Origin of the sequence: Oceanobacillus bengalensis (genome assembly GCF_003628445.1) — a bacterium.
Classification (GTDB): Bacteria; Bacillota; Bacilli; order Bacillales; family Amphibacillaceae; genus Oceanobacillus; species Oceanobacillus bengalensis.
This window is the reverse complement of sequence record NZ_RBZO01000003.1, coordinates 1-22170: the sequence shown is the minus strand read 5'-3', so window position 1 is coordinate 22170 and position 22170 is coordinate 1. Positions and strand designations below refer to the sequence as shown.

General features: G+C 35.1%; 22 protein-coding genes and 6 tRNA genes. 23 read left to right on the top strand and 5 right to left on the bottom strand.

The features are described 5' to 3' along the window. Positions 1-8 precede the first annotated feature (8 nt). A complete protein-coding gene (locus tag D8M05_RS02815; RefSeq protein ID WP_425454161.1) occupies positions 9-1334 on the top strand; it encodes a DEAD/DEAH box helicase in 1326 nt (441 codons plus the stop codon). Positions 1335-1365: 31 nt separating this feature from the next. Next, positions 1366-2259 (top strand): deoxyribonuclease IV, encoded by an 894-nt coding sequence (locus D8M05_RS02810; RefSeq protein ID WP_121128429.1) that lies wholly within the window; start codon positions 1366-1368, stop codon positions 2257-2259. 36 nt (positions 2260-2295) lie between these two features. Here the strand turns inward: D8M05_RS02810 and D8M05_RS02805 are convergent, their stop codons facing one another. Further along, complete coding sequence (locus tag D8M05_RS02805) at positions 2296-2580, bottom strand: DUF2624 domain-containing protein (RefSeq protein WP_121128427.1); 285 nt, start codon at positions 2578-2580, stop codon at positions 2296-2298. A 157-nt stretch (positions 2581-2737) separates the two neighbouring features. Between D8M05_RS02805 and D8M05_RS02800 the strand changes: the two genes are divergently transcribed. Beyond that, positions 2738-3112, top strand: coding sequence for a hypothetical protein (locus D8M05_RS02800; RefSeq protein ID WP_121128425.1), 375 nt, complete (start codon positions 2738-2740; stop codon positions 3110-3112). Positions 3113-3133: 21 nt separating this feature from the next. Here the strand turns inward: D8M05_RS02800 and D8M05_RS02795 are convergent, their stop codons facing one another. After that, on the bottom strand, positions 3134-3475 hold the full coding sequence (locus D8M05_RS02795; RefSeq protein ID WP_121128423.1) for a hypothetical protein: 342 nt from the start codon (positions 3473-3475) through the stop codon (positions 3134-3136). 72 nt (positions 3476-3547) lie between these two features. Between D8M05_RS02795 and D8M05_RS02790 the strand changes: the two genes are divergently transcribed. The 12 genes from D8M05_RS02790 (at position 3548) to phoU (ending at position 12370) form a co-directional block, all read left to right on the top strand. Beyond that, positions 3548-4180 carry an NfeD family protein gene (locus D8M05_RS02790; protein WP_121128421.1) on the top strand — a complete coding sequence of 211 codons (633 nt, stop codon included), beginning with the start codon at positions 3548-3550 and terminating at the stop codon, positions 4178-4180. A 238-nt stretch (positions 4181-4418) separates the two neighbouring features. Then, positions 4419-6044 carry a Na/Pi cotransporter family protein gene (locus tag D8M05_RS02785; RefSeq protein ID WP_121128419.1) on the top strand — a complete coding sequence of 542 codons (1626 nt, stop codon included), beginning with the start codon at positions 4419-4421 and terminating at the stop codon, positions 6042-6044. Between the two features lie 227 nt (positions 6045-6271). Continuing rightward, a tRNA-Asn gene (locus D8M05_RS02780) sits at positions 6272-6346 on the top strand. Between the two features lie 3 nt (positions 6347-6349). Further along, positions 6350-6426: transfer RNA gene (locus D8M05_RS02775), tRNA-Met, on the top strand. Between the two features lie 20 nt (positions 6427-6446). Next, positions 6447-6522 (top strand) — tRNA-His (locus D8M05_RS02770). A gap of 18 nt (positions 6523-6540) precedes the next feature. Then, a tRNA-Ile gene (locus D8M05_RS02765) sits at positions 6541-6617 on the top strand. A gap of 10 nt (positions 6618-6627) precedes the next feature. Beyond that, positions 6628-6720: transfer RNA gene (locus tag D8M05_RS02760), tRNA-Ser, on the top strand. Between the two features lie 230 nt (positions 6721-6950). After that, positions 6951-7023 (top strand) — tRNA-Phe (locus D8M05_RS02755). 146 nt (positions 7024-7169) lie between these two features. Further along, positions 7170-7778: a superoxide dismutase SodA gene (gene sodA / locus D8M05_RS02750; protein ID WP_121128417.1), complete on the top strand. Its 609-nt coding sequence runs from the start codon at positions 7170-7172 to the stop codon at positions 7776-7778. A 334-nt stretch (positions 7779-8112) separates the two neighbouring features. Beyond that, on the top strand, positions 8113-9384 hold the full coding sequence (locus D8M05_RS02745; protein WP_121128415.1) for an MFS transporter: 1272 nt from the start codon (positions 8113-8115) through the stop codon (positions 9382-9384). A gap of 58 nt (positions 9385-9442) precedes the next feature. Continuing rightward, complete coding sequence (locus D8M05_RS02740; RefSeq protein ID WP_121128413.1) at positions 9443-11581, top strand: peptidoglycan D,D-transpeptidase FtsI family protein; 2139 nt, start codon at positions 9443-9445, stop codon at positions 11579-11581. 135 nt (positions 11582-11716) lie between these two features. Next, a complete protein-coding gene (gene phoU / locus D8M05_RS02735) occupies positions 11717-12370 on the top strand; it encodes a phosphate signaling complex protein PhoU (RefSeq protein WP_121128411.1) in 654 nt (217 codons plus the stop codon). 93 nt (positions 12371-12463) lie between these two features. Here the strand turns inward: phoU and D8M05_RS20080 are convergent, their stop codons facing one another. Both D8M05_RS20080 and D8M05_RS02725 read right to left on the bottom strand, forming a co-directional pair. Further along, positions 12464-13036, bottom strand: a complete 573-nt coding sequence (locus D8M05_RS20080; RefSeq protein WP_121128409.1) for a hypothetical protein — start codon at positions 13034-13036, stop codon at positions 12464-12466. Positions 13037-13063: 27 nt separating this feature from the next. Next, positions 13064-13282 carry a hypothetical protein gene (locus D8M05_RS02725; protein WP_121128407.1) on the bottom strand — a complete coding sequence of 73 codons (219 nt, stop codon included), beginning with the start codon at positions 13280-13282 and terminating at the stop codon, positions 13064-13066. Between the two features lie 233 nt (positions 13283-13515). Between D8M05_RS02725 and rpmG the strand changes: the two genes are divergently transcribed. The 7 genes from rpmG (at position 13516) to D8M05_RS02690 (ending at position 20545) form a co-directional block, all read left to right on the top strand. Then, positions 13516-13665, top strand: a complete 150-nt coding sequence (rpmG, locus tag D8M05_RS02720) for a 50S ribosomal protein L33 (protein WP_121128405.1) — start codon at positions 13516-13518, stop codon at positions 13663-13665. Positions 13666-13785: 120 nt separating this feature from the next. Next, the gene (locus D8M05_RS02715; RefSeq protein WP_121128403.1) at positions 13786-13971 is read left to right on the top strand and encodes a hypothetical protein; all 186 of its coding nucleotides are present in this window, start codon (positions 13786-13788) and stop codon (positions 13969-13971) included. Between the two features lie 84 nt (positions 13972-14055). After that, a complete protein-coding gene (locus D8M05_RS02710) occupies positions 14056-15606 on the top strand; it encodes a rhomboid family intramembrane serine protease (protein WP_121128402.1) in 1551 nt (516 codons plus the stop codon). Between the two features lie 114 nt (positions 15607-15720). After that, positions 15721-17178 carry a spore germination protein gene (locus D8M05_RS02705; RefSeq protein ID WP_121128400.1) on the top strand — a complete coding sequence of 486 codons (1458 nt, stop codon included), beginning with the start codon at positions 15721-15723 and terminating at the stop codon, positions 17176-17178. Positions 17179-17242: 64 nt separating this feature from the next. Further along, positions 17243-17461 carry a YqgQ family protein gene (locus tag D8M05_RS02700; RefSeq protein ID WP_379543048.1) on the top strand — a complete coding sequence of 73 codons (219 nt, stop codon included), beginning with the start codon at positions 17243-17245 and terminating at the stop codon, positions 17459-17461. Then, a complete protein-coding gene (locus tag D8M05_RS02695; protein WP_121128747.1) occupies positions 17461-18429 on the top strand; it encodes an ROK family glucokinase in 969 nt (322 codons plus the stop codon). The genes D8M05_RS02700 and D8M05_RS02695 overlap by 1 nt, the downstream gene beginning before the upstream one ends. Positions 18430-18634: 205 nt before the next feature. Then, positions 18635-20545: an LTA synthase family protein gene (locus tag D8M05_RS02690; protein ID WP_121128396.1), complete on the top strand. Its 1911-nt coding sequence runs from the start codon at positions 18635-18637 to the stop codon at positions 20543-20545. 101 nt (positions 20546-20646) lie between these two features. Here the strand turns inward: D8M05_RS02690 and D8M05_RS02685 are convergent, their stop codons facing one another. Further along, the gene (locus D8M05_RS02685) at positions 20647-20820 is read right to left on the bottom strand and encodes a DUF2759 family protein (protein ID WP_121128745.1); all 174 of its coding nucleotides are present in this window, start codon (positions 20818-20820) and stop codon (positions 20647-20649) included. 171 nt (positions 20821-20991) lie between these two features. Here D8M05_RS02685 and D8M05_RS02680 point away from each other — a divergent pair, with 171 nt between their 5' ends. Continuing rightward, on the top strand, positions 20992-21612 hold the full coding sequence (locus tag D8M05_RS02680) for an MBL fold metallo-hydrolase (RefSeq protein WP_121128394.1): 621 nt from the start codon (positions 20992-20994) through the stop codon (positions 21610-21612). Positions 21613-22170 lie beyond the last annotated feature (558 nt).

The following is a 22170-nucleotide window of genomic DNA, read 5'->3' as shown; positions in this document are numbered from 1 at the left end:
AGTTCTACATGATGAATACAAACAAAAGTAAATTTGAGGCTTTTTCTTTAGATCAGAGAATGATTGATGTTATAGGGAAACTAAAGTTTAAGCAACCAACTGAAGTACAAGAAAAAGTAATTCCAAAGGTATTAAAAGGACAAAGTGTCATTGGACAGTCTCGTACAGGTTCGGGAAAGACACATGCATTTTTATTACCATTATTTAATCAATTAGATACGACAAAACGTGAAGTTCAATTCGTGATCACAGCACCAACTAGAGAGTTAGCCACACAGCTATATGATGAGGTGAAGAAAATCATTACGCTAGCTGATAAGGAAGGCGAATGGATTGCTAAACTTCTTGTAGGTGGAACGGATAAACAAAAGATGAAGGATAAATTAAAAGAAGCGCCTCACATTATTGTGGGGACACCAGGAAGAATTCTCGATTTAGTTAACGAAAATGTTTTATCCATTTTCTCTGCTAAATCATTTGTCATTGATGAAGCAGATTTAATGCTAGATTTAGGATTTATCGATGATGTAGACAAATTGCTTGTCCGTTCTAAAAAGGATATCCAACTACTAGTCTTCTCAGCAACCATTCCAGAAAGACTTCAGCACTTTTTTAAGAAATACTTAGAAAATCCAATTTATATTAAAGTAGAAGATCATTTCTCACCAGAGACAATGGAACATCGCCTAATTGCGTTAAAACATCGGAATGAAGCGGATGTTATTCTGGAAATTTCAAATGTGATTCATCCTTATCTTGCCATTATTTTTACAAATGGGAAAAAGCAAGCAAATGAATTAGCAGACTCACTTATTGAAAGAGGTCTAGAAGTTGGGTTGATTCATGGTGGGTTAACTCCGAGAGAAAGAAAACGTGTACTGAAGGAAATTCAAAACCTTAGATATCAATATATTGTTGCGACAGACTTAGCAGCAAGAGGTATTGATATTAAAGGAGTAAGCCATGTCATAAATGCACAAATCCCAAAAGAGGAAGAATTCTATATACATCGCGTAGGTAGAACGGCTAGGGCTGGTATGGAAGGAACCGCAATTAGTCTTTATAATGAAGAGGATTTAAAACTAATTAACAAGCTAGAAGAAAAAGGTCTAGCATTTACCTTTGTCGATGTAAAAAATGGTGAATGGTTGGAAGCGAAACCGTGGAATGAGCGTCAATTAAGGACAAAAACAACGACAAACCTTGAAAAAGAGGCATGGAAACAGGTTCGTAAGGTAAATAAAGTAAAACCAGGGTATAAGAAGAAAATGAAGAGACAACAAGAGTCCATTAAGAAGCAGTTAGGAAAGAATGTAAAAAATAAAAGAAAATAGATTAGAAATGTGACAAGGAGAGGTGTAAAAGTTGTTGAAATTAGGTTCACATGTATCATTGAGTGGTAAAAAAATGTTGTTAGGGTCGAGTGAGGAAGCAGTTTCCTACGGGGCTAATACGTTAATGATTTATACTGGAGCACCACAAAACACCAGAAGAAAACCAATCGAGGAATTAAACATTGAAGCAGGCCTTGAACATATGAAGGAGAATGGGATATCTGATATTATTGTACACGCACCCTACATTATTAATATCGGAAATACTACAAAACCCGCTACATTTGAATTAGGTGTGAATTTCCTCCGCAGTGAAATTGAGCGAACGATGGCAATTGGTGCAAAGCAGATAGTCTTGCACCCTGGTGCTCATGTAGGTGCAGGTCCTGAAGAAGGTATAAAGAAGATTATTGAAGGTTTAAATGAAGTACTTGAAAAAGATCAGGATGTACAGATTGCATTAGAGACAATGGCTGGTAAAGGGACTGAGATCGGTCGGAAATTTGAAGAAATAGCTAAAATAATTGATGGGGTCACACATAACGATAAGTTGTCCGTATGTTTAGATACTTGTCATATACATGATGCTGGATATGATATTGTGAATGATTTTGATGGTGTTTTGAATGAATTCGATAAAACAATCGGTGTAAATCGCATTAAAGTTATTCATGTTAATGATAGTAAAAATGTACGAGGTGCACATAAGGATCGACATGAGAATATTGGTTTTGGCCATATTGGCTTTAATGCACTACATTACATCATTAAACACCCGCAATTAGATGAACTTCCGAAGATATTGGAAACACCTTATGTCGGTGAAGATAAGAAAAATAAAAAAGCACCATATAAATTTGAGATAGAAATGATCAGAAAAGGTGAATTTCAGGAAAACCTTAGAGATAAAATAATGAATAGCTAAAAGAAAAGAGGGATAACAATTTCGTTACCCTCTTTTTTACTCGAATAAATAAGCTAGCCCATAGGATTTAATGATTTCGTCTAATAGTTTTCTAGCTTGTTTTGCTGTTTCAATATCGGTAATTTCTGCCAACTTGCGGAACATTTCTTCACGATCCTTTGTTTGAAAGGGATCGAGCGTGTTATTTCTTAAAAAATGAGTAATTTCTGAAGCCTGGTTTTGTGATAATGTGAATCCGTATTGTTTTCCATACTGTAATAGTTCATTTGCGCTGATTTGTTTTAATTTATTTTTAACCAATTCTTTGATGATAAAAGACATTTAACTAACTCCTTTTTGAACATCCTTTATTGAGATTCTTAAGTACTATATGCATGTTGCAACAGAAAGTTAACCTGCTTCCATAAAATAACATAATAGAAATGCCCAGAATCCATACACTATAACTGCACCTCAACTTAAGAAGGAGGTCAGATATATGGAAAAGTATCCAGATGAGAAAGACCATATAGAAGCTGCACCAAATCATGGGGAAGAAATTAAGAACCAAGATTATGTCGGCATTGAACCAGATAGCTCTAGAAATGAAGAGTACGCAGCTGAATTCACCGCAAACGATTATGAAGTAAGAAACATGGCTGATAGTGATGGGGAAGTAAATACGATGTATGGATGGATAGGTCTAGCCCTATCGATTATTTCCTTTTTTGTATGGCCAGTCATTTTAGGTGCTGCTGGTATTATTATGGGATTTGTTTCTAGAAGCCGTGGTGCAGACACTTTAGGTAATATAGCAATTGCAGCAGGTGCAATTTCTATTCTGATTACCCTCTTTATAATACCATTTTTTTAGATATAATGAGGAGACTGGATTTTATTCAGTCTCCTTTCTGTTATATACTGGAAAATAATAAAAGGTATTTGGCTCGAGCTTGTAAGGATCCACATTTGGATTTAATGCTTTGAAATCATTTATCAAGTTATCAAAATTGAGTTTTGCATTGCTGCTATTAATCCCCTCAACGACTGATAACAAGGTATCACCAGGTGAAATTTTTATTTGCATGATATCATATGATATATGGTTAATTGTCTCTGTATTAGCTGGTATGTCCATTACCTTATTATTTGCAGTCCCTAAAGATAAGTCTTTATATATACTTGCAATTAGCATTAGAATAATTATATAAAGTGACATTCTTTTAAAAAAATGCATTGTATTTTCTCCTTTTAAATGAAACAATTTATATTAGAAATCCGTACTATTATTTAAGAGGGGGGGATTTTAATGGAATTATTTAATATAGAATGGATTGGAATCGTAATAACAGGTCTTGGTACATTATTTCTTTTGGGGGAAATATTAGTTAATGCACGGGGTATATTTGGTTTATTAGGAATTGGCTTTATGACTGTGTACTTTGGTGCATATGTAGTAGAAACAAGCTCTTTTATTATTATGCTTATTTTATACTTTGTTGGATTATTACTTATAATTGTAGATGGAAAAGTTGTAAATGATGGAACACTTGCAACGTTAGGGTTAGGAATTATGTTAGTTGCAGTTGCGTTGGTAGCACCTAGTTTCACTGCTGGATTATACGCTGTATTAGGTGTTATTATTGGTACAGCAGGATCGTTTTTATTCTTAAAGGTATTCAAACGGCGAAACATGTGGACCAAACTTGCGCTGAAAGACCAACTAACGAGTGAAGCAGGTTATAACTCCATGAATATGGCATACCAAGAGCTTCTAAATCAAGAAGGAATTACACGAACAGATTTACGTCCAGTTGGTGTTATAAATGTTAATGGAAAGGATTTTAGTGCTGTTTCAAATGGTCAATGGATAGAGAAAAACAGTAAAATTCGTGTAAAGCAAGTCGATGGAACAAAAATACTAGTTGAAAAAGTATATTAAAACAGAAATACTCCTATTATTGTGGGAGTTTTTTTGTGTGAAAAATAATGAATTAGAAGGGAAATTAAATATTTTTTACAATGAATGAGATTTAAAATTCGAGGGAAAATAACAGTAGATAGTATGATTTGTAAATTTAATGTAAATTTTTGACGAAAAATATTTACAATACCTTAACTTATCATTAAGATAGATGAGGGTATAAAAAGAATCACATCAGTGAAGGGATGTTACATAATTGGAACTAGATTTGCAAGGACTAATTTTTGAATTTTTAGGTGGACTAGGTATTTTCCTTCTAGGTATTAAATTTATGGGGGATGGGCTACAGAAATCAGCTGGTGATCGGTTACGAGATATACTTGATCGATTTACAAGTAATCCGTTTTTAGGTGTACTCGCTGGTATCATTGTAACTATACTTATTCAGAGTAGTTCTGGTACGACAGTAATTACTGTGGGGCTAGTAAGTGCAGGATTTATGACACTCAAGCAAGCGATTGGTGTTATAATGGGTGCAAATATCGGTACAACCGTTACTGCTTTTATCATTGGAATTGATATTGGTGCCTATTCTTTACCGATTTTAGCAATTGGAGCATTTACTATTTTCTTCTTTAAAAAACCAATTATTACTGCCGCTGGTCAAGCTGTTTTTGGCTTTGGTGCTCTATTTTACGGTTTGGAATTAATGAGCAGTGGAATGAAACCATTACGTAGTTTAGAAGCATTTCATGAGCTTACGGTGAGTATGAGTGATAATCCAATACTTGGGGTTGTTATTGGTACTGTTTTCACATTAATTGTTCAAAGTTCTAGTGCAACAGTTGGAATTCTACAGGGACTATATGCAGAAGGGGCAATGGCACTAGATGCGGCCTTGCCTGTATTGTTCGGTGATAATATCGGAACAACCATAACTGCGATTTTAGCATCGATTGGTGCGTCAGTTGCAGCGAAAAGAGCAGCATTGACTCATGTTATTTTTAACGTAGTAGGTTCTACAATTTTCTTAATTTTATTGGTACCTTTTACAGCGTATGTTGTTTGGTTACAAGGACAATTAAACTTGAATGCGGAGATGACAATTGCTTTTGCGCACGGTAGCTTTAACATTCTAAACACAGTAATTCAATTCCCGTTTATTGCGGGGCTTGCATGGATTGTTACAAAAATCATTCCAGGTGAGGATGCAATTGTTGAGTACAAGCCACAGCATTTAGATCCAATTTTTATTGAAAGATCTTCTGCACTTGCTTTGGATCAAGCAAAATCTGAAATTGTGCGTATGGGAGAATATGCGGCTAAGGGATTAGAAGAAACGATTCTTTACTTAACAACGAATTCACAAAAGCATTCGGAAGCGGCAATGCAGATAGAAGGTGCATTAAATAATCTTGATCAGAAAATCACGGATTATTTGGTACAAGTCTCTGCTGGTTCATTGTCTGAAGCGGAAAGTGCTAAGCACACCGCTTTAATGGATACTGTTCGTGATATTGAGCGTATTGGTGATCATTTTGAGAATATTATTGAATTAGTCGACTATAAAATTTCAAATAAAGTCCATCTTACTGAAGGCGCATTAGAAGATTTAAATAACATGTTTGACCTTACTTTGATGACTGTTAAACAAGCAGTCAATGCATTAGATGAGTCAAATAGAGAAAAGGCGCTTGAGGTTGTTCAGAAGGAAGAGCAAATTGATAAAATGGAACGCGATTACCGAAAGAAACATATCATTCGTATGAATGAAGGTTTATGCAGTGGCCCAGCTGGAATAGTATTCGTTGATATTATTAGTAATTTAGAACGAATCGGGGACCATGCTGTAAATATTGCTGAAGATGTGTTAGGAGATTAAAGGAGGAGAAGGAAGGTGAAGACCTTCCTTTCCTATGTTTTATTTGATTATATAATTAATGTTTTTGGCTATTGAATTATTAAGAAAAAGATGTTAATATAAACATTGTCGTTTTTAAAGAATGATTATAGAAGTTTGTCAAAAAATCTTATGGAAATTATTGACAACATATAAAGTTTATGTTAAATTAAATATCGTTGCTGTTATAAATAATAGCAATATAAAATTCCACAGTAGCTCAGTGGTAGAGCAATCGGCTGTTAACCGATCGGTCGTAGGTTCGAATCCTACCTGTGGAGCCAAGTGGCGGCGTAGCTCAGCTGGCGAGAGCGTACGGTTCATACCCGTGAGGTCGTGGGTTCGATCCCCTCCGCCGCTACCAATTATATAATGTTTAAAATGGCGGTCGTGGCGAAGTGGTTAACGCACCGGATTGTGGCTCCGGCATTCGTGGGTTCAATCCCCACCGGTCGCCCCATTTGATAAAAAACATTTAGGACCCTTAGCTCAGTTGGTTAGAGCTATCGGCTCATAACCGATCGGTCGTAGGTTCGAGTCCTACAGGGTCCACCATAATAAACTCGGAGGTATACCCAAGTCTGGCTGAAGGGATCGGTCTTGAAAACCGACAGGCGGGTCAAACCGCGCGGGGGTTCGAATCCCTCTACCTCCTCCATACATATAATTTGATAGTAACTTGAGAAATAATTAAACTAAATATGGCTTGGTAGCTCAGTCGGTAGAGCAACGAGCAATACTTCTCCCGAATAAGCTACGAGTAACCTCGATACACCAATCATCTTTGAATAAACTAGTAGAAGTAGAGGTAGAGTCGTTATCCTCTTCGAATAAGCTTCGACGCTAAATTTCAAGCAAGAACTTCATCTTCGTTTTTAAACTAAATATGGCTTGGTAGCTCAGTCGGTAGAGCAGAGGACTGAAAATCCTTGTGTCGGCGGTTCGATTCCGTCCCGAGCCACCTTTTAAACAAGCGTTGGCTTGTTTTTTTATTTTTGTTCATATTTAGGAGCAAATAATTTGCAAGTGTAGTGTAGCAGTGATAATCTTCTAATTAAAGGGTTTAATACCTTTTTTAACCAATTCATTTAGGGAGGAAGATTAATTATGGCAAAATTTGAATTACCAGAGTTACCTTATGCATACGATGCACTTGAACCTACTATCGATAAAGAAACAATGAACATACATCATACGAAGCATCATAATACGTATGTTACAAATTTAAATGGTGCTGTTGAAGGTACAGACCTTGCTGGAAAAACAGTAGAAGAATTAATCAGTAATTTAGATGCTGTTCCTGAAGCAAAACGTACAGCTGTACGTAACAATGGTGGTGGACATGCTAACCATAGTTTATTCTGGAAAACATTATCACCAACAGGTGGTGGCGAACCAACTGGAGAATTAGCGGATAAAATAAATGAAAAATTTGGTAGTTTAGATGCTTTTAAAGAAGAATTTGCAAATGCTGCAAAGACTCGCTTCGGTTCAGGTTGGGCTTGGTTAGTCGTGAATAATGGAGAACTAGAAGTTACAAGCACTCCAAACCAAGATTCACCGTTAATGGAAGGGAAAACACCATTATTAGGCTTGGATGTTTGGGAGCATGCTTATTATCTTAAATATCAAAACAAACGTCCTGATTACATTTCAGCATTCTGGAATGTAGTAAATTGGGATGAAGTTGCGAAGAATTATTCTGCAGCTAAATAACTAATACAAAAAAATACGTGGGATTTTCATGCACCTCAAAAAAATCCCTATATTATAAAAAAAGGCATAATTCTCTGTTTTTGAGATTATGTCTTCTTTTTTAGGTAATGAGTTCTCTTATGATATTTATACTGATGGTTGTTATGAATTGAAAAGGTATAGAAGTATACACGAAGAAAAATGAAATGGGCCGTGCTGCTAAAAAAGTAATGTTTTCACCACGTTACAAGCCAATCGGTGAAGTTACACAGATCAAACAGGTGCTCTTCGCTTTTTTGCGTATATCTACTCTTTATTCGTTTACACTAAGAAAAGACAAAAGGAGTAGTTAGATATGCAGAAAACACTACAAACATTCTTGAAGAAATTAAATATTAGTCGGGATTTGTTGCTTTTATTATTAATAGGGGGATTCTATTCTTTAGGGATATTTCTTTCCAATACTTTTGTAAACATTTATTTGTGGAGACAGTCGGGTGACTATGTAACGATTGCTGTTTACCATCTTGCAACGAATCTTTTTATGGGGCTCACCTTCATACTCGCGGGTAGGGTTGCGAAGAAGGTTGACCGTATCATTGTATTAAGGTTAGGTGTAACATTTTTAGCATTGTTTTTTTTATGTGTTCTATTGATTGGTGATGCAGCCTCTAAGTACAATTTTTTACTGGGAAGTTTGCTAGGTATTGGGTATGGATTTTATTGGCTAGCATTTAATGTATTGACTTTCGAGATTACGGAACCAGATACGAGAGATTTCTTTAATGGCTTTTTGGGAATTCTGCAATCACTTGGTGGTATGGTTGGACCACTATTAGCAGGGATTATTATATCAAAGATGTCCGATAATATTGGGTATACCACCATCTTTACCATTTCATTTACGTTGTTCATACTTGCGGTAGTTTTGAGTTTCTTTATTAATCGAAGAAAAGCAGAAGGCACTTTCTACTTTAAACGTATCTTAGCAGAAAGGCATCATAATAAAAACTGGAAACGAATCCTACATGCTCATTTTTTTCAAGGGATGAGAGAAGGTGTATTTGCATTTGTGATTTCGATTTGGGTGTTCGTCGTTACACAAAGTGAGTTCGCTTTAGGTACTTTTAATCTCGTGCTGTCAGGGCTCTCTGCTGTTCTTTATTTTATCGTGACAAAATTCATTAAGCCAGCATTTAGGAAAAAAGCAATATTATTAGGGGCACTCCTAGTGTATTTCTCGATTTTCATTATTTTATTTGAAATAAATTATTTGTTATTAATCATTTACGCGATTATTATTGGAATTGCCTTTCCAATTATCAATGTACCATATATCTCGCTTACCTATGATGTGATCGGAAAGGCGCGTAAAGCTGGAGAAATGCGAATCGAGTACATCGTAATTCGTGAATTGTTTCTGAATATAGGTAGACTTGTATCAGTAATTATTTTTTTAATTGCGGTATATTTCTTTGAAGCAGAAAGAGTTATCCCTGTACTTCTTGTTATGCTGGGTTCTGGGCATTTGTTTATCTACTTATTTGTTAAGAATATATATTTGGGAAGTTCTCCAAAGAAGGAAATTTTAATGAAAGAACAGATTACTGACGAAAAAAATCGTTAGCTATGGTAAAATCAATATGGAATAAAAATATGATTTTACAAATTGTGGGGGAGAACAGATGGTTGACAAGAAAAAGAAAAAAAAGAAAGCACAACTTCCCTTTCGAATAAATATACTATTTTTTGTTATTTTCTTGCTTTTTTCAGTATTAATTCTTCAATTGGGTGTTGTGCAAATCTTAAATGGGGAAGCTTTTCAAGATGAAATCGACCGAACGATTCAAGACACAACGAAGATTCCAGTTCCTAGAGGGAAAATATATGATAGATACCACAACATCATTGTTGATAATAAGCCAATATATTCGATTACGTATACACCAGCAAAAGGTGTACAGGCTATTGATCGGCTTAAGGTTGCTAAGAAATTAGCAGAGTTTATTACGATGGTTCCGGTGGATGAAGATCCAGAGGAATACTTCGATGATACCTTAACGGAAAGAAACTTGAAAGAATACTGGTATTTAGAAAATAAAGAGGAAGCTGACGAAAGAATCTCTCCAGAAGAAACGGCTGATTTGTCTAATGCAGAAGTGTATAACGCAACATTAGATTTAATTACAGAAGAGGAAATCAGCAATTTTAGTTTGGAAGAGAAAGAAGTAATTTCAATTAAGAAAGAATTGGATAAGGCATATTCCCTGACTCCTCAAATTGTCAAGAATGAGGGGGTAACAGTTGATGAGTATGCCAAAGTCTCCGAACATTTAGCGGAATTGCCAGGGATCAATGCTACAACAGATTGGGACCGGGAATATTTATATGAATCTACAATACAGAGTTTACTCGGTTCGATTACAACTCAGGAAGAGGGTATTCCAGCTGAAAATGAAAGTTATTATTTAACAAGAGGTTACAGTAGAAATGACCGGGTTGGTAAAAGTGGACTAGAGGAGTATTACGAAGATTTACTTAAAGGAAGAAAAGAGCAAATTCAATATACAACAACGAAAGATGGTAGTATTATTGGTGCAGAAACGGTTGTTGAAGGAGAACGTGGAAAGGATTTAGTTTTATCAATCGATATGGAGTTTCAGGAAAGAGTCGATAAAATACTATTAGACGCTTTAAAAGAGGCAGTACCTGCAAATAGTAAATTAAATGACGTGCTTGCAGTAGTGATGGACCCGAATACAGGAGAACTACTTGCTGTTTCTGGACAGCACTATGATAGAAAAAATGATGAATTCAGTAATGCTGCTTTTAAAACAATTTATGATGCGCATCGACCTGGTTCAGTCGTAAAAGGAGCAACGGTATTATCTGGTTTTGAATCTGGAGTTATTTCGCCTGGCCAAGTATTCTACGATCGTACAATTGGATTACCGCAAAATCCATTCAGTTCTTGGAGCAGTACTCTTGGTGCAGTAAATGATATAGATGCGTTAAAAGTATCTTCAAACGTTTATATGGGATATATTGCATTAAGATTAGGTGGAGATTATCGATATCCATATCCTAACGGTAGCAGTGTCGCAATTGATCGCATATCTCTAAACAATGCTTTTCAGGAATTTAGAAATTATTTTTCGCAATTTGGTCTTGGAGTAAAAACGGGGATTGATTTTCCTTATGAAGCAACTGGCTATGTAGGTACCGACTTTCAAGCTGGTAATTTACTCCACTATGCAGTCGGACAGTTTGATACGTATACGACCATGCAATTAGCGCAATATGTATCTACAATTGCAAATGGTGGCAACCGTGTAGAGCCTCATTTTATGAAGGAATTACGTGAACCGAAAGCATCAGAAGATGAGGTCGGTGCAATTTATCAAACGCAAAATCCCAAAGTATTAAATCGAATTAGTATGGACTATCTTGATCGGGTACAGGAAGGATTCCGTAGGGTATTCCAGGAGCAAGGCGGAACCGCTGCAAGTTACTTCAGAAATAAAGAATACAAACCAGCAGGTAAAACGGGTACAGCTGAAAGTGAAGTATTTGAAACAGATGCAAATGGTGATGTATATGGCGTCGAAACGGTAAACCTAAATTTGATTGGATACGCACCTTATGATAATCCGGAGATTGCCTTTGCAATTGTAGTACCGAATCTAAATCCAAGCTATACTGGTATTAATAATAAAATAGGTGAACAAATTATGGACACCTATTTCGAGTTGAAAAAAGAGAGAGCAAGTGGAAACAACGGCTCTACTACTGATGACTCAGAAGAAGAAACAGAAAATGAATAGACAGCCAAGAGCCCAACTTTGTTGTGCTCTTGGCTATTTTCATCTATTGTAAACGAAATCTTACAAAATATTTATACGAAATTAATAATCTTTAGGTATAATGGTGGAAATGAACCTAGTGGAGGTGGATGAAATATGGTAACAAGAGATCAATTTAAAAATGAGATAGAAGCATTGAATAATCAAATAGTAAAATTAGCCTTCGCTGCAAAAGAAGCTTTAAATGAGGCAATTACGGCTTTTTATAACCAAGACTTAGAAAAAGCAAAACGAGTAATCGAAAATGATTATCATATCGATCGGTCTGAAATGGAAATTAATGATAAAGCAATTTTACTTATTGCCAAGCAACATCCTGTGGCAACTGATTTACGGAGAATTATTATTGCATTACGAATTGTAACAGACATTGAAAGAATGGCAGACAATGCAAAGAATATTGCCAAATCAACGATAAAGCTAGGTAAGAATTTCTCTACTATCCCACAAAACATAAAAAACATGCATGAAATAACAACAAAAATGCTACAAACAGCTATTCTAGCTTTCCAAAATGAAGATGCAGGTATAGCAGGGAAGCTAGGTGAAATGGATGATCAAGTAGACAGATTGTATAGAACGGTTGTTAGCGAGTTGTTAGGAGAAACAGCTACAAATCCAGATAAAATACAGTATATTATGCAAGTCTCTTTTTGTGCTAGATACCTAGAAAGGTATGCGGATCATGTTACAAACGTAGGTGAAAGTATATTATATCTTGTTAAAGGTGAGAATTTTAACTTGAATTAAGATTTGTGGATATACTAAAAGGGTAGATAGCTTTTCGTTACGCTATCTACCCTTTGTTGTTTTGGATATAAGATATGTTTTGGGTGAGACTACCTAATTCGTAATTGCCTCAGCTAATTCATAGAAACTCATATCACTATTCAATTTGAAATCACCAAGCTGAACAAGTAAACTATAATCGTTATCATCTAAATAGTTGGTAAATTCTCTGGCATTATCGATAATTTTATTTTCCTCTAATATAGAACTAATTGTTGAGGTGAGCATTCCAGATTCGATCGTAAGTGTGTAATTTGTTACTTTTACTTCTTCTTCTTTTTCTTTCTCTTTGTCTTCTTCATTTTCTTTTCTTGTGTCTTTTTCTTCATTGGCTGATTCTTTTACATCTTTAGCTGGTTCTTCTTTATCTTCTTTAGGACTTTCCGTCTTTGTGGAATCTGCTTCTTTTGATTGGTTATCTTCTTCAGTTACTTTATTAGAGTTTAATGTTAAAGAAATATATTCTTCATTATCTATGACATGATAACCTTCATTTTCAACATAGGGTATTAATTCTTTCGCAGTATACTCTTCAACATCTCTTGTATCTGTAAAGTACAATCCAATGAGCATGATGATTCCAGCGGCAAATAATCCTACTGAAAAATAGCGTAGAAGTTGTTTCATATGTTTCTCCTTCTTTATTAGATTGATCTATTTTTGATTTGATAGCATATCATCATCAAGATTATTTGGTAGAAGTTCTTCCTCTAAAATCTTAATTTTTTTCTTCATTTGATATGTATCTTGCATGGTAGTAATCGATAATTGTTCCACTTGCCCTTCTAGTTCTTCAAATTTATCATTGACGAAATAGGACAGCACGAATAAAGCTACTGCAACAATTAGGATGGAAATTACTACAGAAATCATTTTGTTACCTCCTTTTTTAGCAGATAAGTAATTATACCATTTATCTATCTGCATAAGTCTAGCTGATCTTCTTTTTTTAACACAATACAGTTATACCATAGATAGCACTACAAGAAAACTTTAATTATTTTCCATTTAATATTGATTGTTTATTTAAATTTTGGTATTATAAATTAGGTCTTTAAATGTTTTTAGGAACCATTAGCAAGTTTTTATAGTTTGGAGGGAAAATCATGCGCGTAAACGTAACACTAGCTTGTACTGAGACAGGTGATCGTAATTATATTACTAAGAAAAATAAACGTAATAATCCTGAGCGTATCGAGCTTATGAAATATTGCCCACGTCTTAAAAAACACACTTTACACCGTGAAACAAAATAATTTGTAAATAACAAAACTCTTATCACATTTTGTGGTGAGAGTTTTACTTTACTTGTACAATGCATAATTGATGTGGAATAAGCAAAACTATTAATACCATTGATAAAAGAGGTGTTAATATTGAGAGCTTTCGTCAGTATTGTCTTTATCGCATCAGCTGTCTCATTTTTATATAAATGGAGATACCGTGTGATGAATGCACTATTAGCAATAGGTATTATCAGGAAACTAGCTGTAAAAATTTCCATGAATCTCCCCGGGTTAAGAGCAAAATTACTTCCAAGCTTATTTAGAAACGAAATGTAAAAAGGATGGATGAAGAAGTTGTCTAACGTGCAACTTCTTTTTTAAATGTTACAATTGTTATGATGAAAGGAAGGATGTGAATATATGCATTTAAATGAACAATATATGTTATATAAGATAGCTTATCAATTAGTTGAAAGTGAAAAGTATGAAATTTTACATATAGATACAAATATAAATGAGATTTGGCTTGAATTATATCAAAACAAAAAATCGAAAGTTATCAGATTGATTCATAAAGGCTTTGATTGGCAAAATCATTTGCGAAAAGATATTGCCATCGTTTTTCAAAAGGCTAAGAATATGAAGAAGTTATTAAGGGGAAAAGAGATAGAGATATATAATATTTATGTTTCTTCGTACCCTCCAGTTGATGATTGGGAAGCTTTAAAGAGACCGATGCAATTGAAAGAGAAAAATCCAGTTAAGATGAACGTTTACTATCTAGATGAAGAGAATTATAAATCAGAATTAACGAGACTTATAGATACACTGGACGTAAACAAAATCACCCAGGATGATTCCTATTTTTCAGATGAAGAATTGGAAGTAGAACGGAAAAGATACAAAGAGAAGCTTGTTTTAACGGTTGAAGAGAAACGTAAGGAAATTCATAATGTATTTTCATTTGGAAAGCCATTTTTTACCTTTGCCATCATTATTTTAAATATTATCATGTTTATTCTGCTTGAAATAAACGGCGGAAGTATGGTAATTGATACCTTGATTGATTATGGTGCGAAATACAATCCTGCCATCATTGAGAATAATGAATGGTGGAGAATAATTAGTTCCATGTTTTTACACATTGGCTTTCTCCATTTATTAATGAATATGCTCGCAGTTTATTATTTGGGAACAGCTGTTGAAAAAATCTACGGGAAATGGCGTTTTATTTTTATTTATTCTTTAGCAGGTATCGGTGGTGGGCTTGCTAGTTTCGCATTTTCTGCAAATGTATCTGCTGGAGCATCTGGTGCTATATTTGGATTGTTTGGCGCCTTATTGTTTTTTGGTATCATTCATAAACGAATCTTTTTCCAAACGATGGGATTAAATATTTTAGTTGTACTCGGTATTAATATTGCATTTGGGTTTACGTTAGAGCAAATTGATATGGCAGCACACATCGGTGGATTAGTTGCGGGCTTTATTGCGTCTGCAATTATTCATCTACCAAATAAGAAAAAAATAGTGATGCAGTTTGTAGCTATGCTTGTTTATGTAGTAATGGTCGCGGGTCTCATCTATTTTGGTACCTATAATAACCTAAATAATCAAACTTATTATTTAATGGAAATTGAATCACTAATAGAGGAAGAACAGTTTGAAACTGTAGTAGAAGTTGCAACAGAAGCGCTAGAAACAGGTGGAGATAGAGAGGGTCTACTACTCTTTCAACGTTCCTACGCATATATCGAACTCGATATGATTGAACGGGCAATCGATGATTTAGAAAACAGCATAACCTATGAAGCTATTCCAGAATCTTATCATAATTTATCTTTGCTTTACTTTAATCAAGGTAATATAGAAGCTGCTAGAGAGAATATCCGTAAAGCGTATCGTATGGATTCAACTAATGAAAGTTTTAAAGAACTATATGAAGAAATAATCGGTGAGCCTGGTCCTTGATTCATATTAGCTTGTAAGAACCGTCTTTCTTAGATGAGTTTGGTTTATAACGTATAGAAATTATAAACAAGAAGAAACTAAACGTAAATTAGGAAATGACAGGTGTGAAGATGAATGGAAAGTGAAAAACAGCCAGTATTTCGATCATTTACCAAAAATGTTGAATATATGAATGAACGCTTAGGCGTTGATGAGAGCTTTGACTTAATCCGTTTAGATTTAGAATACGCAGGTAGAAAAATGGCTATGTTTATGGTCGATGGATTTGCAAAGGATGATATTTTACATCTATTAATGAAATTCTTGGCAAAATTAGAACCTGAGCAATTAGAACCTGATCCATTACAAAAGTTGTTGAAAACCTACATCCCATATATGGAATTGGATAATGTGGAGGATCTTAATCAAGCTGCAGATACCGTTTTAGCAGGTCCAACTGTTCTTATTGTGGAGGGCATTGAAAAAGTAATTATTATTGATGCTCGTACATATACCGTTCGTTCACCAGGGGAACCAGATTTAGAAAGAGTAGTACGGGGTTCAAGGGATGGTTATGTGGAGACGATTGTTTTTAATACGTCTCTAACTAGAAGAAGGGTAAGGGATCGATCGTTACGGATGGAATACCTGCAGATAGGAAGACGTTCCAAGACTGATATAGCGATCTGTTATCTTGCGGATATTGCGGAACCAGAGCGGGTAGAGCATTTAAAACATATTTTAAAGAAGATTGATACGGATGGCATACCAATGGCTGAGAAAACGATTGAAGAATACATTAGTGGCCGTCACTGGAATCCATATCCAACCATTAGGTACACAGAAAGGCCTGACACTGCAGCAGCCCATTTATATGAAGGTCATGTCTTAATCATTATTGATGGCTCACCAAGTGTCATGATAACCCCTGCAACTTACTGGCAGCACTTGCAGCATGCAGAGGAATACAGGCAAAAGCCGTTAATCGGTGCATATTTACGAATGGTGCGTTATCTTGCTGTATTTCTTTCAATATTTATATTGCCATTATATTATTTGGTTTCCGTACAACCAGACCTTCTTCCAGCGGGACTAGATTTCATTGGACCAAATGAACAGGGAAATATACCAATATTACTCCAGTTTATTATTGCTGAAATTGGAATGGATATGCTGCGAATGGCGGCCATTCACAGTCCTTCCTCACTTGCGACTGCTTTAGGCTTAGTAGCGGCAATTTTAATTGGACAAATTTCAGTTGAAGTTGGTTGGTTCTCAAATGAAGTCATTCTATATATTGCTGTTGCAGCGATTGGAACGTATGCGACACCAAGTTACGAGATGAGTTTAGCGAATCACATCGTACGTATTGTTCTACTACTTATCACCGCTTCCTTTGGTATTATTGGTTATATAGGTGGAATCACATTATGGATTCTTTACTTAACACGAATGACAACTTTTAAAATTCCTTACTTCTGGCCATTTTTACCATTTTCATTTCGTGGATTTAAGGAGATATTTATTCGTACACCAATTCCTCAGCAAAGAAATCGGCCAGAATTTTTACATCCACAAGACCCAGATCGTTAAATCGATTTGGGTTTTTTTAGTCCGTACTTCATTAACGCCTATAAATTTGATATAATATTGGTTGGTGATTACATTGAAAACCGTTTATGATGTCAGACAATTATTGAAAAAATACGGAACGTTTGTATATACAGGTGACAGAATTGGTGATATAGAGCTAATGGAAATGGAGATAGATGATTTGTTCTCCTATAAATTCATTCACCAGGATGACTATACGTTTGCAAAATTAATATTGAGAAAAGAAAGAACAAGATTATCTAGAAGAGAGGAAAAATGGTAATGCAGGATATGATGATTGGTATTGATATTGGTGGTACAACCGTAAAGATAGGATTTATTAATCATATTGGAGAAATTATTGAAAAGTGGGAAATAAAAACAAATAAAACAAATGCTGGTCATGCAATTGTCGATGATATATGGAACGCGATAAACCATAAATTTACGAGTGCAAATATAGACATAAAATCTGTTTTAGGAATTGGTGTAGGAGCTCCCGGATTTATTGATTCAGAAACAGGGATTGTATTCGAGGCGGTAAATATTGGCTGGAAAAATTTCGACTTGGCTGGACAATTAACTGAAAAAAGTAAGCTCCCAGTATTCGTGCAAAACGATGCTAACATTGCTGCACTAGGAGAAAATTGGCAAGGTGCTGGAAATCAAGCGAAAAATATAATCGCTGTTACACTTGGAACTGGTGTTGGTGGTGGAATTATTGTTAACGGCTCTATCCTGAATGGAGAAAATGGTATGGCTGGTGAAATCGGTCATATTAAGGTCGATCCTAATGGAACACCGTGTAATTGTGGTGGAGTTGGCTGTTTAGAAACCATTTCTTCTGCAACTGGAATTACAAGACAAGGGATGGATGCGGTTGCCTTAAATCCAAATAGCGACTTAGCTTTGCTTTATAAGCAAAAAGGGGGATTATCTGCCAGGGATATTTTTGATTTAGCAAAGAGTGGGGATAAGACCTGTGTGCATATTGTTAAAAAAACTACGGATGTATTGGGATTAGCAATAGCAAATATAGCGACCGTTATAAATCCATCGGTAATATTAATTGGTGGTGGTGTTTCTAAAGCAGGAGATTACTTAATTACAGAAATTACTACTGCATTTGAAAAATATGCAATACCTAACTTACGTGAAATGTGTGAAATAAAGACTGCCAGGTTAGGAAATGATGCGGGTATCATTGGTGGAGCATTTCTTGTAAAACAGATGTTAGATAAAAGTAATTAAAACGTAAGGGTTTATTTACCACGAAAATAGAACATTATAATATATATAATTATTAAGATAATGTAAAGTAAATGAAACCTTTTTATTGTATAATACGTCTTATAGTATATATTATAATGAAAACTACTACTCCATCTTTTCTTGTTTTCATTATTTCTTAATAGATAGATAGAAAGTATTAGAAGAAATTTGGGAGGATAATTGTATGAATTTAAAACGTCCGAAGCTGCCGCTATATGTGGTTGCTAGTATTTTATTCGGTCTAAAAACATATCTTGTGTATCGATTTATGTTTAATATTGAGTTAGAAAATGTAATGCAAGAAGTTATCTTGTTTATTAATCCATTTGTTTCGGCTTTTCTAATCCTTGCGATAAGTGTTTGGTTTAAGAAGCCATCTAGACAGATGAAATATATACGATACTCTGTATTTATTACATCTTTTATCGTCTTTGCAAATCTTGTGTTCTATAGACAATTTACAGATTTTATTACGATTCCACAACTCTTTATGGGAAGCAATATGTCTGATTTAGGATCAAGTATATTAACGCTTATTAAACCTTATGATCTTTTACTTTTCGTAGATGCAGCTATCATTTGGTATTTAAGTAAAAAGCGTCAAGATGAGATGGTTGTACAATACCAACGAAGCGGTAAGGTATTTGCACTTTCCATTTCGTTGTTGTTACTAGCCGGTAATTTCTTTTTAGCTGAAATGGAGAGACCACAGTTATTTACTCGAGGATTTGATCGTGAGTATTTGGTGAAAAATATTGGCCTATTTAATTATCATGTCTATGATATTGTTCAACATTCAAAAGCCGAAACACAGCGTGTATTTGCTGACGGAAATGAGCTAGTTGACATTATGGACTATATCAATGAAAATGTGAAAATATCAGATGAGAAATCTGAAATGTTTGGTGTTGCTGAAGGAAAAAATGTTATCTGGATCAACGCAGAGTCTCTTCAAACCTTTGTAATAAATAATGAGGTAAATGGGGAGGAAGTAACGCCTTTCTTGAATCAACTAACCCAGGATGAGGATACGTACTATTTCGAAAATTTCTATGAGCAAACGGGACAAGGAAACACATCTGATTCTGAATTTCTCATCGAAAATTCACTTTATCCATTATCCAGAGGGGCTGTCTTTTTCACCCATGGTGGGAATGAATACCATGGAACTCCAGAAATTATCAAAGAAGAAGGCTATACATCTTCTGTACTACATGCGAATAATGGGAGCTTCTGGAATAGGTTTCAAATGTATGATAGTTTAGGATTCGACTTGTTTTATGATGAGACAGCTTATCAAGTTACAGATGAGAACTCGATTGGATGGGGCTTAAAGGATAAACCTTTCTTTGAACAGTCAATTAAGTATTTACAATCAATGGAAGAACCATATTATGCTAAATTTATTACACTAACGAACCATTTTCCATTTGAATTAGATGAAGAAGATCAATCGATTGATGCGTATGACTCAAACTCGAATACGTTAAATAATTACTTCCCAGCAGTCCGTTACATGGACGAAGCGCTTGAAGAATTCTTTAGTCAGTTGAAAGCATCTGGTTTATATGAAGACTCGATTATCGTTATTATGGGTGACCATATTGGAATAAGCGCTAATCATAATAAAGCGATGAGTATGTATTTGGATAAGGAAGAGATTACACCATATGATCAAGTACAATTACAGAAAGTACCTTTATTTATTCATATTCCTGGCCATGGTGAAGGGGAAGTAATGTCCGATGTGGCTGGACAGATTGACATTAAACCTACGATGTTAAGCTTACTAGGAATTGAAGAAGACAATGGTGTTTACTTTGGGAATGATTTATTTTCTGATAATCGTAAAGAATATATTGCACTGAGAAATGGCGACTTTATAAGTGAAAAATATATCTCAACTGTTGGTATCTGCTATGATCGTCAAACAGGAGAGCCAGTTGCCACAGATGATGAAACAACTTCCGATAAGGGGCAAGAAGAGAATGCATGTAGTTTAATCGGTGATAAAGTTCAAACGGAATTACAGCACTCTGACGATTTAATTTATGGAGATCTATTGCGTTTTCTAGATTTTGAAAAAGAAGAATAAGGCTAGACGTACAAAAATGAGAACACCAAACGTTAGAGTAACCTTATAAATAAGAAAAGCTGCTTTCGATAAGCAGCTTTTCTTATAATAAAGTATTAATTCTACAATGAGGATATCTCGGAAATCAAAGTTGCGATGGAGAAAAATCCAAATGCTACAGCTGTAAGCCCTGAAAACAGTAATGCAAATAGATTTTTAAATTTTAATTGACGAACTACTGAAATAACAGCTAGTATGGCAACTAATAGAAATAATACCGCTAACACGATATGCATCATCATTTTCTACATACCTCCTTAAGTATCTCTCCCTAATTAATTATTACCTGAATTGGGAATTATGTTTGATTTATTATGTATATATCAACTACTATTTTATAGTAATCTATGGAGTTTGTCGAGAAATATACAGAGTATTTTATTATAAAGGAATTGGAGGGATTTTGAATGAAAGTAAAAGTATTACCTGTGGGGCCGATTGGTACTAATTGTTATCTAATAATCAAGGACAAAGAAGCGCTGATTATTGACCCGGGTGCAGATGCTGATAGGATACAAGCAACATTATCGCAAGAGGGAATCATTCCACAAGCAATATTATTAACGCATGCTCATTTTGATCATATTGGTGCCGTGGACGAGCTTAGAAAAAGATATAAACTTGAGTTATATTTGCATGAATTGGAGCACACATGGTTAGGCAATCCACAATTAAATGGATCATTATCTTTACTTAAGGATGAAATCATTATAGGTGAAGCAGAAAACAAACTGAAGGTAGAAACAGTACAAATCAACTTCTTCACTTTTGATGTAATCCATACACCAGGACATTCACCAGGAAGTGTAAGTTTTATATTTCATGATGAACAATTCATTATTGGAGGAGATGTTTTATTTCGGCAAGGGATTGGTAGGACAGATTTGGTAGGGGGAGATTTTAACCAGTTAGCTGCAACCATTCGTAATAACTTTTATACGTTAGATGAAGCGTATACAGTTTATCCAGGCCATGGACCGAAAACGACGATAAAGCATGAAAAAGAAAACAATCCGTTTATCCGATAGTTTCTAATAAGGTAGCTCTCCAAAGATTTTTGATATGAAATGTGAAGTAACGAAAATTAACTTTTGTAACGCTCTCGCTCATTCTTATGATTGTTATGTGCTTGGATTCGCTGCGGCAGAATACTTCGCTTTCCACGGGCACGGCCTCAGCCTCCTCGCGGAAAGACCGCCGCTGCGGGGTCTTCGGACACGTGCTTTTCCCGTAGGACAAGGAATGCTTCGACAGCGACACATCGCACGAAGAAAATTGTTCTTTATTTTCGAGGAGTCTACGTATTCTGCCTCCGCTATGGTAGTTGCTCTAATTATTTTGAGGTTATAGAACATGAAATCACGTTTTGGATAGTTCTTTGTTAAACAAAAGCATATTTCTAATTTGTAGAAAAGTAGAGCAGGATAATAGTGGAGGAAAGACACGAAGACTTCTGTGGGAGGAGAGGCCTAGATGAGACACCGTAGTGCGTCAGCAGAGGGCACTGAAAAAGTCCCTTATTAATTTCTGGAAAATATGGATTTTTACGTGTTTATAAGCATCGATTCTATTATAATAAAAGTAAC